The sequence below is a fragment of the Deltaproteobacteria bacterium genome, from assembly GCA_030690165.1.
Classification (GTDB): domain Bacteria; phylum Desulfobacterota; class GWC2-55-46; order UBA9637; family UBA9637; genus JACRNJ01.
The window spans coordinates 47,221-61,731 of the sequence record JAUYHF010000060.1; the positions used below are offsets into that span (position 1 = coordinate 47,221).

The 14,511-nt window shown below is 40.9% G+C and carries 12 protein-coding genes; 5 read left to right on the forward strand and 7 right to left on the reverse strand.

Going from position 1 to position 14,511, the window contains the following annotated elements; all coding sequences use genetic code 11:
* The first annotated feature begins 98 nt into the window (after window positions 1-98).
* Genes Q8P28_10200 through Q8P28_10210 form a run of 3 tightly spaced genes read left to right on the forward strand, consistent with a single transcriptional unit; the run spans window position 99 to window position 2,945 of the window.
* A complete protein-coding gene (locus Q8P28_10200) occupies window positions 99-1,361 on the forward strand; it encodes a (Fe-S)-binding protein (GenBank protein MDP2683147.1) in 1,263 nt (420 codons plus the stop codon).
* A 28-nt stretch (window positions 1,362-1,389) separates the two neighbouring features.
* A complete protein-coding gene (locus tag Q8P28_10205) occupies window positions 1,390-1,527 on the forward strand; it encodes a hypothetical protein (protein MDP2683148.1) in 138 nt (45 codons plus the stop codon).
* Complete coding sequence (locus Q8P28_10210) at window positions 1,524-2,945, forward strand: hypothetical protein (protein ID MDP2683149.1); 1,422 nt, start codon at window positions 1,524-1,526, stop codon at window positions 2,943-2,945. Before Q8P28_10205 ends, Q8P28_10210 begins: the two co-directional genes overlap by 4 nt.
* A gap of 44 nt (window positions 2,946-2,989) precedes the next feature.
* Here Q8P28_10210 and Q8P28_10215 read toward each other — a convergent pair whose 3' ends face one another.
* The 5 genes from Q8P28_10215 to Q8P28_10235 form a co-directional block, all read right to left on the reverse strand.
* On the reverse strand, window positions 2,990-3,220 hold the full coding sequence (locus Q8P28_10215) for an RNA-binding S4 domain-containing protein (protein ID MDP2683150.1): 231 nt from the start codon (window positions 3,218-3,220) through the stop codon (window positions 2,990-2,992).
* Between the two features lie 151 nt (window positions 3,221-3,371).
* Complete coding sequence (locus Q8P28_10220) at window positions 3,372-4,859, reverse strand: class I SAM-dependent DNA methyltransferase (GenBank protein ID MDP2683151.1); 1,488 nt, start codon at window positions 4,857-4,859, stop codon at window positions 3,372-3,374.
* Between the two features lie 67 nt (window positions 4,860-4,926).
* On the reverse strand, window positions 4,927-5,901 hold the full coding sequence (rhuM, locus tag Q8P28_10225; protein ID MDP2683152.1) for a RhuM family protein: 975 nt from the start codon (window positions 5,899-5,901) through the stop codon (window positions 4,927-4,929).
* The gene (locus Q8P28_10230) at window positions 5,891-7,204 is read right to left on the reverse strand and encodes a restriction endonuclease subunit S (GenBank protein ID MDP2683153.1); all 1,314 of its coding nucleotides are present in this window, start codon (window positions 7,202-7,204) and stop codon (window positions 5,891-5,893) included. The genes rhuM and Q8P28_10230 overlap by 11 nt, the downstream gene beginning before the upstream one ends.
* Entirely contained in the window at window positions 7,204-9,975 is a 2,772-nt protein-coding gene (locus Q8P28_10235; GenBank protein ID MDP2683154.1) for a type I restriction-modification enzyme R subunit C-terminal domain-containing protein, read from the reverse strand. Before Q8P28_10235 ends, Q8P28_10230 begins: the two co-directional genes overlap by 1 nt.
* Window positions 9,976-10,497: 522 nt before the next feature.
* On the opposite strand from Q8P28_10235, the gene Q8P28_10240 reads away from it, so the two are divergent.
* Window positions 10,498-12,018: a TldD/PmbA family protein gene (locus Q8P28_10240; protein MDP2683155.1), complete on the forward strand. Its 1,521-nt coding sequence runs from the start codon at window positions 10,498-10,500 to the stop codon at window positions 12,016-12,018.
* Window positions 12,012-13,376: a TldD/PmbA family protein gene (locus Q8P28_10245; GenBank protein MDP2683156.1), complete on the forward strand. Its 1,365-nt coding sequence runs from the start codon at window positions 12,012-12,014 to the stop codon at window positions 13,374-13,376. Before Q8P28_10240 ends, Q8P28_10245 begins: the two co-directional genes overlap by 7 nt.
* Here the strand turns inward: Q8P28_10245 and Q8P28_10250 are convergent.
* Both Q8P28_10250 and Q8P28_10255 read right to left on the reverse strand, forming a co-directional pair.
* A complete protein-coding gene (locus tag Q8P28_10250; protein ID MDP2683157.1) occupies window positions 13,360-13,536 on the reverse strand; it encodes a hypothetical protein in 177 nt (58 codons plus the stop codon). The two genes, Q8P28_10245 and Q8P28_10250, sit on opposite strands and share 17 nt — an antisense overlap.
* A gap of 123 nt (window positions 13,537-13,659) precedes the next feature.
* A complete protein-coding gene (locus Q8P28_10255; GenBank protein ID MDP2683158.1) occupies window positions 13,660-14,169 on the reverse strand; it encodes a glycine/sarcosine/betaine reductase selenoprotein B family protein in 510 nt (169 codons plus the stop codon).
* Between the last annotated feature and the right edge of the window lie 342 nt (window positions 14,170-14,511).

Below are 14,511 nucleotides of genomic sequence, written 5' to 3' on the forward strand. Positions count from 1 at the left end.
AATTATAGATAAGGCACTGCATTTTGTGCGCTATTAAGGTATAATAAACGCATATCCAGAGTATTTTCTAGTAATTCCATTTTTATAAAGGCGTATATATGAAGGACTTAAAACAGCTTACAGACGAAATCAATAAATGCGTCCTGTGCGGCACATGCAGGAGCGTGTGTCCTACCTTTGACGTAGTTCATAGAGAGCCTGCCAGCGCAAGGGGAAAGGTGGCTCTCTGCGATGCGTATTTGAATAAAGAGATAGGAATTTCAGAGTGTTTTATAAAGCACATGAATGAATGTGTCCAATGCATGGCGTGCCAGAAAGCCTGCCCAAATGACGTGAATGTGCCGGACATAATCCTTGCAGCAAGGGCAGAGATTGCGAATGAGAATGGCCTGCCTTTTGCAAAATCCTTTATACTAAAAAATATCCTTGATTCAGAGAAACTTATGCCGGCTGCCATGAAGTTTGCGTCAAAGCTTCAGGGGTTTTTATTGAAAGGCATCCCGGAAGAGAGCGGTCTGCACAGGAGATTCCCTTTGCCTCTTGTAGATGAAAGGCGCCTTGTGCCGCCATTGGCAGAAAGATTTTTTCTGGATAGCATAAGTGAGAAGTCAGAAGTCAGGAGTAAAAAAGATAGTTCACGGCCTCGTGTCGGTTTTTTTGCAGGCTGCCTCATCAATTATATGCTGCCTAATATTGGCGATGCATCTTTAAAACTTTTGGAAAAGGCTGGCGCATCTGTTGTTGTGCCGCTTGATCAGCGCTGCTGCGGCATGCCTGCGCTCGGCATGGGCGATGTGGAGACAGCAAAGTCCCTTGCCTTAAAGAACCTTGAGGCATTTGAGCAATACGAGCTTGATTATATAACCACTGCCTGCGCAACCTGCGGCGATGGCTTGAAAAGGAGATTTAAAGAACTTCTGTCAGATGAATACCATGAAAGGGTTGAAGCCTTCTCTGAAAAGGTTAGAGATATAACAGAATTGTTGGTAAATGAATTGCAAATTGCAAATTGCAAATTGCAAATTGCAAATCTCAAATCTGTGGTTACTTACCACGACCCATGCCATTTAAGAAGGGGGCAGGATATAGCAGATGAGCCAAGAAAGCTTATAGAGATGTCAGGGGCTAAGCTTAAAGAAATGAGCCATCCGTGCAGATGCTGCGGCCTTGGCGGCAGTTTTAATATCACAGACTATGACTTTTCAATGGAGATAAACAGAAAAAAAGCAGAGGACATAAAGAATACAGGCGCTCAAATTGTTGCAACAGCCTGCCCCGGCTGCATGATTCAGATTAAGGACGGGCTTCACCAACTTGGCGCAAATACAAAGGTGGTTCATGTGATAGAACTGCTGGCTTAAAGAGCAATACTCTTGAGGAGGTATGGTTATGGAAATGGAATTGATTTACAAATGTCTTGTCTGCGGCTATATTCATACCTGCCACGGCCAATGCGGATCCCCGCCTGAAAAATGTCCTGATTGCGGCGCATCCAAAGAAAACTTTGTAGAGGTTGAAGAGGATTGAAAGAAATCCACAAGCTAAAGCACTGGGATTGCGATTTAAGGCGCGCTTTTCTTGGCATTCCTGAGAAAGAAATCAAAACCATTTTCAAAGAAATATATCATGCCTCCAGGGAAAGAGGTTTCACCTATGAGCGCGAAGGGCGGTATGATGTGATAAATCTCCTCCCCCTTCCCCTTGTTGCGACCCCTGAACAAATAAGATATCTCCATAATACATGCCTTGTTATAAAAAATGCCCTGTCAAAACTCATAGACCTCTATCTTGAGTATCCGGAGGTGAGGGAGATTTTGCCTCTGACAGAGGAAGAGGAAATCTGGATAAAGGATACTTGGACAAAGGCGCACAGAAAGACGCGCGGCATTTGGAGCAGACTGGACTTTCACTTTGACATCTATCACCCTGACTGGAAGGAGACCATTACATTTTTTGAAGACAACTCAGTAGCAGTCGGCGGCAATCACTATGCGCCGACAGCAGAGGAGTTGATTACAAAGATTGTCCTGCCGCGATTGAGAAAGATAAATAAAAATATAGTGCTTGAGAAGAATGAAGACATACGCACACTCCTGTGCCATGAAATATTGCATCAGGCAGAGGCGCTTGGCAGAAAGGGCCTTAATATTGCATTTGCAGAGGATAAAACCCTTACATCAGGCATTACAGAGTTTCCATCCCTTGCAGAGTTTTACAATAAAAAATTCGGCAAAAAATGCGAGATGAAGACATATATGGTTGACCCAAGGGAATTGTATTTAAAGGGAGATGAGATATATTATAAAAACCACGAGATTGATATAATATACCGCGATTTTGAGCTCGTTGAGCTGTTCAAGATGGGTAAGGGTACGCACTTAAATGCCATGAAAACTGCTTTCAAGAAAAATCAGGTCATATCATCTATTGCCGGAGAGATTGACCACAAAAGCTGCTGGGAGGTATTGAGGGATAAAAGATTTGCGCAGGTTTTTAAGACACTCAGGAATACGGGTATATTAAGGCATATTCCATGGACAAAGATTATAAGAGACATACGGACAGACTCGCCTGAGGGCAAAAATGTGGAGCTATTGAATTATATAAGGAAGAACAAAGACAGCCTTATACTCAAGCCAAACCGCGGCTACGGCGGATACGGCATAGTCATTGGAAGGGATGCGACACAACCTCATTGGGATGAGATGATTGGCAGAGGATGCGCTGAATTTGGCAAATGGGTTGCGCAGGAATATAGAAGGGTATCCACAAGAACATTTCCTGCAATTGATGAACATGGCGATATTGTGTTTGAGGAGTTTTATACTGTGTATGGATTGGCAGGGACACCCGAAGGCATCGGCATCCTCGGCAGGGCATCACAGAAAAAGATTGTAAATGTGGCGCAGAAAGGCGGGATAGTGGCGGTATTAAGGGGGCATTGATTGCAGCCATGAAGGTAATGGATATTCAAGAAGCTGTTGGGAGATTAACTCGGAAAGACCTGAACCTGCACATTGGCAAAAGAAACAATATCTCCGGAATAAATCTTTTTTCTTTTCCTGGTTTCTACTTCTCCGTTAACCTGCACAAGACCTTCGCCAATCACGAATTTGGCTTCTCCGCCGCTATGCACTAAATTTTCTATTTTTAAGATCATGTACAATTCAATGGGCAGGCTCTTCACCCGGAGAACCCGGACACCTTTATCTTGACCCATTACTGTTTTTTCAGACATGGTTTTTAAGCTATCAAAAATCTCAGGATAGCACAATATCTATTCCTTATATTATAGATCCTTGTTAATTTCTTTTTTCATTTAATTAGGTGTTAAGCTTAACTTCATGCTTGAGATAGAATGGGTAGGCCTTCTATTTTGTGTTTAATTTCACCATAATTTCTCTAAAACTTTCCAATCCTGCTTCCAGGTTTTCAATAATATCTTCGGCTAATTCTTCCGGATCAGGCAGGTTATCAAGGTCTGCCAGTGATTTATCTTTTAGCCATGCGATATCTAAGCTGGTTTTATCCCTTGCAATGATTTCATCATAAGTGAACTTTCTCCAACGGCCTTCAAGATTTGATACTGCATTAAATATCTCTTTGCGCTTATGTCGGTTTGTGGGGTTGTAGCAAGAAATGAAATCTCTCAGATCGTCAAGTTTTAACGGATTTTTCTTTAAGGTGTGATGAATATTAGTCCGGTAATCATAAACCCAAATCTCTTTTGACCAGTGGTCTTTGCTGGCAGGTTTGTTGTCGAAGAAAATAACATTTGCTTTTACACCCTGGGCATAAAATATACCAGTAGGTAATCGTAAAATAGTATGCAGGTCAGTTGTTTCCAAAAGCTTTTTACGAACTGTTTCACCTGCGCCGCCTTCAAACAATACATTGTCGGGAACGACAACCGCCGCCTTTCCTGTAGTTTTCAGCATGGTGCGGATATGCTGAACAAAGTTTAATTGCTTGTTGCTGGTGGTTGCCCAAAAATCCTGACGGTTGTATGTTAAATCATCTTTCTCTTGTTCGCCTGCATCATTGGTAAATGTCTGACTGCTCTTTTTACCAAATGGCGGATTAGTTAAGACATAATCATAAGTAATCGGTGACGCCGCTATTAAGGCATCGGCAGGTGAAATAAAGTTATCACTCTCAATGTCGCCTATGTTGTGTAAAAACATATTCATCAAAGCCAGTCGCCTTGTTGCGGCTACAATTTCATTGCCGAAAAAAGTTGAGTTTTTCAAAAACTTGTTTTGTTCTTTATCTAATTTATAGTTATTTACAATGTAATCATACTCTGCCAAAAAGAATCCGGCTGTACCACTTGCCGGGTCGGCGAAGGTTTTCATTGGTTGTGGCTGAATACACTCTACCATTGCACGAATCAATGGGCGCGGCGTAAAGTACTGCCCTGCGCCGCTCTTTACATCTTGTGCATTCTGCTCTAACAGCTTTTCATAAATATCACCTTTCACATCAGCGCCCATTACCAGCCATTGTTCGCTGTCGATCATATCTATTATTTTAGCCAGCATAGCAGGGTCTTGAATCTTGTTTTGGCTCTTGGTAAATATCTGCCCCAATATTCCTTTTTGCTTACTCAACTCCCTTAGTAAAGCGACATAATGTAATTCTAAATCTGCACCCTTTAAGGCAGTTAAGCTTTCCCAGTTGAATGCCTTAGGAATATTTAGTTTTCGATTATGCGGCGGCTTGCTGTATTCATCAGCCATTTTTAAAAAGAGTAGATAGGTGAGCTGCTCTAAATAATCGCCATAACCCACACCTACATCACGAAGGGGATTACAGAAACTCCATACTTTGCTTACTATACTTGATGTGTTGTTGCTCATATTTTTCAATTACGAATTACGCTCCTTACAAAGAGTTTCGGCTTATTGTATCCTAACTAAATATTTATTATGCCAATAAATTTAGAAGCACTTTAATCATTATATCTTTATCCGCAGCCTTACTCGCGGCTATCATCAATGTTAAGGCGACCAATGCGTTATCATCTATCCTCCTGCTTCCATCCGCGCGGATCAAAAGGTCATTTTTCTGGAGGAAACAAATAAAAAGCGCCGCCGCAATGCGCTTATTGCCATCCACAAAACTATGATTCTTAGTTACAAAATAAAGCAGATGGGCGGCTTTTTCTTCAACAGTCGGATAAACATCCTTGCCGCCAAATGTCTGATAGATCGTCCCGATAGAGCTTCTAAAGCTCGCATCTTTTTCCTGTCCAACCAGCGCGGAGTCTCGAAACTTATTTCGCATGGTTGCAATAATTATTTTGGCTTCTTCATATGTTATCTTAAATTTTGTTTGTTTTGTTCCTTTGGGCACAGAAAGCCGTTCATGGTCGAAATCGTCCAGAATATCCAGGGCGCGGGAATAATCGGTTATAATCTGGATAATTCCTTTAGCCTCATCTGATACGCCATCTGATAACGCGACATTCCCAAGAAGCCTAACTGCATTTTGTAATTGCCTAATCTTGTCAGTCTGCGCCTTAAGCCGCTTTTCGTTAATGGTGTAACCGTCAACCAGATGTTTGCGTAAAACATTCGTTGCCCAGATACGAAATTGAGTGCCTTGTTTTGAATTAACCCGATAGCCCACGGAAATAATCACATCCAGATTAAAATATTCAACTTGATATGTTTTTCCATCTGCGGCAGTTGTTGCAAAATTTGCAACAACTGAATTCTTTATCAATTCTTTTTCTTTGAACACATTTGATAAATGACGAGATATCGCAGACTTGTCCCGTCCAAATAAATACGCCATCTGTTTCAGGCTCAGCCATACGGTTTCTTTATCCAGCCTGACTTCTACATTATTCTTATAGAAAATAATTTGTCCGCGATTCATTTCTTTATTAATTCGCATTTGTATTTCCCGATTCGTAATTGACCAACCTCCCCTCAAACGCCTTCTTCAAAATACTCTGCCGCAGAGTTTCTGCTTGTTGCAGGCTTTGGCTGATGGTTTCTTCTATCTTATCGCATACGGTGAGTTTGCTTTCGAGTTCTTCAATTATTTTCTGTTGTTGTTCAATAGGAGGTATTAGCATTTCTATTTCTTTAAAATCCTTTATTCCAACTAAATTTGGCATTGCTGTACCTTGTGACTGATCAAAGATTTTTCTTTGAAAAAATGCACCTCTAAAGTGGAGCACAAAATACTTATTGAGAATTAAATTATGTTTTAAGCGTATTCTTAAAAGGGCCTGATTTATTACGCCCGGTTTAGCATCGTCAGGAATTTCGCAAATTCTACCAAGTGTAACACCTGAACAACTTACAATTAAGTCTAATGGAATTACTTTAAATTTGATCAATTCTTGATACTTTGCTTCACTCAAATAATAATTTCCTCTATATGGGTCGTTATTAATTGCATTGCCTTGCTCGTAAACTTTATAACCTTTCGGAACAAAGAATTCTTTTTTGATAGCACTTCCAAATGGTCCTCTTCTTAATCCTTCTTTTTCAAGTGTGATATCTTTCAGTTTTAAAGATTTCCACCCCTTCGGCAATTCACCCTCTTTCACATTTTTATTGGTGAGTTTGCCCTCAAACGCCCATTTCAACAAACTTTGCCTGTACACTTTTAATTGCTGTTGTGCGGTTTGCAGTTGTTGTTTGCCGTTTTCTAAATCGCTGAGTAGTTCTTCTATTTTTGCTACGATGGCTTGTTGTTCGGGGAGCGGGGGGACAACCAAATCAATTCCTTTTAAATCTTCCAATGAAATATTATTCATTGCTCCGCCTCTCGCTTTTAATTTTACATATTGCGAAATGAAAGAACTTAATTGATAGGTCAAAAATTGTGGTTGAACTTTTTTGTAATAACCTCTTAAAATTGCTAATGCTTGATTTGTATTTGCAGGCAAATATTCTTGTTTTATTAAACAAGTTTCACCTATAGTTCCTGCAATAGAAAACAATAAATCGTTTTCCTCCAGCATTGATTTTTTCTGATAATTATGAGCGTCAGCCGATATAAAAGTTCTTATTGATGAAAGGTTGACCTTGCCGTGTTCAATATTTTCAATTTTGATAAAATTTATTCCACTCGAAACGAAAGCAAAACCATAGGTTGTTGGTGTTCCACCTTTAGTTATTTTGTCACAGACTTCCCCCAACTTCTTAACTTCCCAATGCTTAGGCATTTCTTTCATCTCTCTCATCACGCCGCTAACGCCTCATTTAATTCGTTAATAATTTCCTCTGTCTTCTCTCCAAACAGTTGCCACATCTTGCCCAATCCGCCTTGGGCGTTAAATGGGTTTAAATCAAAATCATCCTTCTCGATATGAAAACTATTGGTCACGTAGTCCTTTATCATGCGCAGCCACTGCATCTGTTCTTCATTAAACTTGATGGCGCCTGCCTGTTTTTTGAATACCCAATCCTGAAAGTTTTTGTCCACTGTTTTATCAAAGGCCGTAAGGCTTTTATCCAATCCGCTTACTTTACGGATGAGCGAAACAATGGCGGTCAGTTCATTTCTTGGTGAGCCGTTGCACTGCTCCAGCGCTTCGTATGCCCGCCATACATGCATTGGCGCAAGCGTAGGTTTATCCTGTTGCAGTTTTTCCAGTACCTCTTTTATCATTGTGTAAGTAAGCTCACGCCTGCGGAATGGCTGATTATAAAATATCTGCAATGCTAATAGTTCGTCTTTGTGTTCTTGCATCCACTCGGTAAAACCATTTACAAGTTCATTTGCCTTCCTTTTATTGTCTTTATCCCAGCCAACTTTTATTACTTCATCAGGATTGGTCAGGTCAACTCGCTGTTCATGTGCCTTGCGTACATTTTCAATATATTCGTTCAAATCGCCAGTAAAAACTTTGGAAGCTTCATTCTGTAATTTTTCGATTTCAGCTTTTATAGCGGCTTCGATTTCTATGCGTGCTGCACCGGCTTTTTCCGCCCTAACTTTGGTTTCAATTTCTTCCAGCGTATCAGGATTAAAGGCGTTCAATAAATCTTTAACTACCTGTGAAACGGTTTTGCCATTTGCCTTTTCGGCAAATTGTTTTTTCTCTTTTTCGGTAATCTGCTTGTCTAATCGGGTAAGGCGGCTGGCTAACGAGGTGAACAATTCTTCTTCTCTTGCACCCACGGCAACGGCTTGTAATAAATCTTTCAACGGCACACCAGGCTTTTTCTCCAACGGACGGCTGTCGGTTTTAAGGCTTTTGGTTACGCCAATGGAATCTACAATTACAAAATGGTCTTTAGTATATTGGGCTGTGGGTGTAACTTTCCTTAAGCTGTCTAAATCAATGGTTCGGGTGCCTCTGCCTTTCATCTGCTCAAAATAGTTGATGCTTTTAACATCACGCATAAAGAGCAGACATTCCAATGGCTTTACATCCGTGCCTGTGGCGATCATATCAACTGTTACGGCAATACGAGGGTGATAATCGTTGCGGAATTGTGCCAGTGTGCTTTTGGGGTCTTCGGCAGTGTAGGTTATTTTTTTGCAGAATTTATTTTCTTCGGCAAACTCTTCTCTTACAATATCAATAATATCGTTGGCGTGGCTGTCGGTCTTGGCAAAAATTAATGTTTTTGGCACTTCAAAGTTTCCGTTTTTATCATAACGGTCTTTGAAAATGTCTGGTAAATGCTCTTTGAAAGTCCGGATGATGGTTCTTATCTGATTGGGATTCACCACATCTTTATCTAATTGCTGTTTTGAATAATTTTCATCTTCGTCCTGCAATTCCATTCGTTTCTTACGGCTCAGGCGTTCACGGTGCTCAATATATTCACCTTTCCAGAGTGTAGCCCCTTGCTGAGTTACTTTGGTATCAATGATAAAAACCTCATAACCTACATTTACACCATCGGCAACAGCCATTTCATGGGAATATTCACTGACTATATTCTGATTGAAATAACCGACAGTTCGCTTGTCCGGTGTGGCGGTTAAGCCTATTTCAAAGGCATCGTAATATTCCAATACCTGTTTCCATAGGTTGTAAATACTGCGGTGGCACTCGTCAATGACAATAAAATCAAAAAACTCGATCGGTATTTTAGCATCATATTCAATCGGCGGAATTTCTTTGGGCTGCCATCTCCGTTCATTTGGGTTTTCTTCTTCAGCGCTTTCCTCCAGCTCTGTCCCTTTTAAAATTGAATACAGGCGTTGAATTGTGCTGATGCAAACCTGACTGTCGGTGGCTATGGCGCTTGATTTTAAACGCTGAACACTATATAGCTCTGTGAATTTTCTGTTATCATCATTGGGCACGTAGGACATAAATTCCTGCTCAGCCTGTTCTCCAAGGTTTTTAGTATCCACCAGAAACAAGACTCTCTTTGCCTTGGCAAATTTCAACAAACGATATACGAAGGTAATGGCAGTAAAGGTTTTTCCTGAACCTGTTGCCATTTGTATCAATGCCCTTGGACGATTCTCTTTAAAAGAGGTTTCTAAATTGTTGATGGCTTTTATTTGGCATTCCCGTAAGCCGTCTGTTTTTAGAACTGGTAGATCAAGAAGTCTTTTGCGCAGCGATTTATCTCTTTTTACCCAGGTGATCAATGTCTCAGGCCGGTGAAAACTGAATACTTCCCTTGCCCTTGGCTTGGGGTCTGTAAAGTCAGTAAACCTTGTTACTTCGCCAGTGCTGATATACACAAATGGCAAAGGCTCATTTTTGAGATGTTTGAGTTTGGCATTTGCATATTCTTCAACTTGCCCTTCATGAACATTAATTCGGTGTCCTTCTTCCTCGCGCTTTGCTTCAATTACACCGCAAGGTTTGCCATCTACAAACAATACATAGTCAGCAGGGCCAACATCTGTCGAATATTCTTTGACAGCTACACCAATACCTGCATTCAAATTAACTTGCTTAATGCTTTGAATGATCCATCCGCAAGCTATTAAATGCTTGTCAATATTATCACGGGCTATTTGTTCTGGGGTTTGATTCATAAAATATCGGGGACAGGTCTACTTTCTTGTCAATTGACCGTCTGGCTTGTGATTCTACTAACGATGCAAAACACATTATTTCTCATATGCCAACTCCTCTTTTACATAGCCCATATATCGCTGTATTTGTCCAACCACATTATCACATACTCTGTTTTTTTAATTCCTACGACAAGTAATGTTTTTTGTCTTTGCTTACGCCTTCTCCAAAATTATAACCACTTGCAATATTAAAATTTATTAAACTTAGACCACAATTTACCACATAAAGACTAATTGTCAATAATCCGTTATCCAAGGTATTTATAGTATGGCAAGTTTTGCAGATCTAACTAATTTATATCCATTAAGACGGTCATAATGTAAGGCAATTATTTTGTCATCTATTAAAACCATATCCGTCCCCTAATTCCCTTGCAGGGGATAGAATCACTCGGGGATAACAATGGTGAAGGTATAGCAATCCCTTACCATTCTTTAAGTAAATTTGATATACTCAAAACTCTTAATTTTATGGATTCAATGATGACAATCACCACATTGCCAAAAAATACCTTCATCCCAATCCTTCAACACACCATCTCTTATCTCAAAAAAAGAGGTGTTGAATATGCGGACATACGGCTTGAGGAATGCATATCAGAGGGGGTAATGGCAAGAGCTGGAGAGATAGACAGGCTCTGGGATAATCTTGATACGGGCTTTGGCATAAGGGTTTTGTATAAGGGCGCATGGGGATTTGCCGCAAGTTCGCTTTTGACAGAGACAGAGGCGCGAAAGATGGCGGATGATGCGTTTTTGCAGGCAAAGGCAATATATACGACAATGCAAAATGCAAAATGCAAAATGCAAAATTTAATACATAAGAACCCGCCTGTTAAAATCAAATATAAAGCGCCCTGCCAGATTGACCCCTTTACAATCCCTATTGAAGAAAGGCTGTCCCCAATTCTTAAGGCAACATCAATTAGCCTCAATAATAAGAAGATACACACCATTGAGGGCTTTCTGGATTTTCATAAAACGCATAAGATATTTTTAAACACAGAAGGGAGTTTTATCGAGCAAGAGATTTTTTCAAGCGGCGCCGGCATAAAGGTTATAGCAATGGATGGCAAAGATGTTCAGATAAGGTCATTCCCTGATTCTCATAACGGTATCTTTAGGCAGGGAGGCTATGAGCGGATTATTGAAATGGATATCATGCAGAATGTGCCAAGAATAATTGACGAGGCGCTCATGCTGCTTAAGGCTGATGAATATCCGGCAGGAGAAAAGACAGTTATCCTCGGCGGTTCGCAGGTAGCTTTACAGATACACGAGTCCATAGGCCATGCAGTTGAGCTTGACAGGGCAATGGGAATGGAGATAAGCCTTGCTGGAGGGACATTTCTTACGCCTGATAAGCTTGGTATGAGGGTAGGCTCTGATATTGTTAATATTTATGCTGACCCGGCAATTGAGGGAGGCGTCGGAAGTTATCTTTATGATGATGAAGGGACAAAGGCAAGAAGGGTTGAAATTATAAAAAACGGCAGATTTATAAATTTTCTTACATCTAAGGAAACAGCAAAATCTTTTGGCAAGAAGCCTGCCCCTGCAGGCAGTAAGCAGGGGTCCAATGGCAGTGTCAGGGCAAATGGTTGGAGCAACATCCCGATTATACGAATGAGCAATATAAATCTTGAACCAGCAAAAAAAGGCAGTTTAAATGATTTAATAGCAGACACAAAAGACGGCATCCTCCTTGAGACAAACAAGAGTTGGAGTATAGACACATTGAGACTCAATTTTCAATTTGGCATGGAGATAGGATGGGAGATTAAAAGGGGTAAAATAACAAGACCCCTTAAAAATCCTCTCTATTCAGGCATAACACCGGAGTTCTGGAAATCATGCAATGCAATATGCGGCAAAGAGGAATGGCAGATGTATGGTTTGGATAGCTGCGGCAAAGGAGATCCAGTTCAGAGCATATCAGTCGGGCATGGGGCTGCGCCGGCAAGATTCCGTAAAGTGAAGGTGGGAGTAATAAAATGTTAGGCAGGGATAGGGTAGTAGAGTTGCTAAAAAATCTAACGCGAGAGGCGAAGAAAAATGGCGCTGGGCAGGCTGAGACACTTTATGTCGGCAGCCACGGCTCTACTACAAGATTTGCAAACTCAGCAGTCATGCAGAATGTAATGGAATCGAACAGGACGGTTTACTTCAGGGTTTTATTGGGCAAACAAGTGGGCATGGCATCTACAAATTCCCTGCATGGAGATGACCTGAGGAGATGCATGAATAAGGCAATTACCATTGCAAAACAAACAAGGCCTCTTAAATTTTTTGACTGCCTGCCAGAGCCTTGTAAATATTCAGAGATAAAAACACATTACTCTGAGACTGCAAATTTTACAATACCGGATAAGATAAAGACGCTTAAGGATATTTTTATAAAACTTGGCCATGCAAGCCTTAAGCAGGGAGCCAAAATTAAAATTGGCGGAGCATTTTCAACTCTGGAAACCGAGATAGGCATTGTAAATTCAAATGGTTTAACTGCATATAAGCCATTTACATCCGCGCACATAAGCCTTATAACTTCATCTGTTTTTGCATCTGGTTTTGCAAGCCAGTTTGAACGCAATGCAAAAAATATTGACACAGAAAAACTTCTTTCCGTTGCAATGGGGAAAACCATTCTCAAACAAAAGGCAAGAAAACTAAAACCTGGTCAATATACAGTAATCCTTGAACCCGCTGCTGTAAATGAAATCCTTGAATGGCTTATCTATATAGGTTTTGGCGCAGGCGCATTTATTGACGGCACAAGTTTTATGCGCGGCAATATGGGCAAAAGAATAATGGATAAAAAGATAACAATATACGACGACGGCAATGATCCTTCCGGTTTTCCTGTGCCATTTGATTTTGAAGGTGTGAAAAAGCGGGGTCTGGATATTGTAAAAAACGGCGTGGCAAAGTCTGTAGCATACGACACATTTCTGGCAAAAAAATGCAGAAGGGAAACAACAGGCCATGCGCTTATACCAGAGGATATTGAAGGGGCATTTCCATCAAATGTCTTTATAAAGGAAGGCAAACATACTGTTGAAGAAATGGTATCACTGCTTGAGAGAGGCATTCTTGTAACAAGGTTTCATTATGTAAATGGCCTTCTGGATACCAGAGCTGCCTCAATGACAGGTATGACAAGGGATGGGACATTTTATATTGAAGATGGGAAAATAAAATATCCGGTTGAGGATATGAGGTTTACAGAATCAATATTAGAGGCGTTTTCAAGAGTAGAGGCAATATCTTGCGAGAGGCAGGCATTCCCCATACCATGGAGCGATGTTGGAGCAAATATTGTGCCTGCGCTGCTGATAAAGGGATTTAATTTTTCGGATTAGGCAGTCCCATATCTTCATATCTCCGCCATCTGTAGGGAAGATCTATAATAGTTCCAGGCTCTTTTATATCCGCCAGCGACTCAAAGGCTTTTCTCAAAACCATGCTCTGCTGTTTAATATTGTGCGGTTCTCCCAGCGGATGTCCCAGCGGCCATTTCAAAAATACAGCCCTTGGTGGTCTTATTTCCTCTGTGAACTTGCGTACAATGGAAATACTTATTGTTGGTATCCCCTGTTTTTCTATCTCCCTCTGTATCAGCCCAACGGACCGATTGCAGAGGCCTCAGCCGGGGGTTAAAAGAACCGCATCAATATTTTGTGTCCTTAACTTTTCTGCAACTCCTGGAGCAGTTTCATTTATAAGTGTCCAGATATGACCGCCGTCTATATGCCCCATAAAACCGTAGTTTGTCTCTGCAATGCCGCCTATCTCCCCTACGTCTTTCAACTCTTTAAGGCGGTCAATGGGGAAGACAATATTTATATCCTTATCCGCATCCCTGTGGTCATAATAATCATGGGTTATCATTAATTGTTCTGTGGGGGTAGATAGCGGAATATCTCTATAGGCAGGGTCGCCATTTGTATCTTTCATATCAAATGGTTTTTGTGTTTTCAGATGAACACCGGCAGTAGTAACAATGGCTATCTTGCAGGTCTTGAGAGGTTTTGTAAGAGGCGACCATGGAACACCTTCAACCTTCCATGGGGCAGCCTTTTTGACCCATCGTTCCACAAGGGCAGGAAACCTTGTGAATAATTTTGCAATCAATTGATTTTTTAATCTGCCCATAATAACGACCTTCCCCTGTATTTTTTAGACAAGGGCCCAAAAATAAAAACGGGTAGTTTAGTGTCATGCCCGGGACAATGTATGGCAGCCGTCACTGCAATGGGCTATCCTTCTAAGCATAAATCTCTTCATCTTAATCACCTCCCTTGCTTATGATTTAAGCATAGCATTTTTATAATAAGAAATCCAGCCAAAGATAAAAGGGTAATGTATTATTTCTTGTGTCAGAAGCAAGAAAGGGGTATCTCCATGGTAAGCCAATACCAAAACAAAAGGAGGATACCCCATGACTCAAAGAGCCACAATAGAGAATTATGCACAGGCAGTAAGGATAGTCAAGGA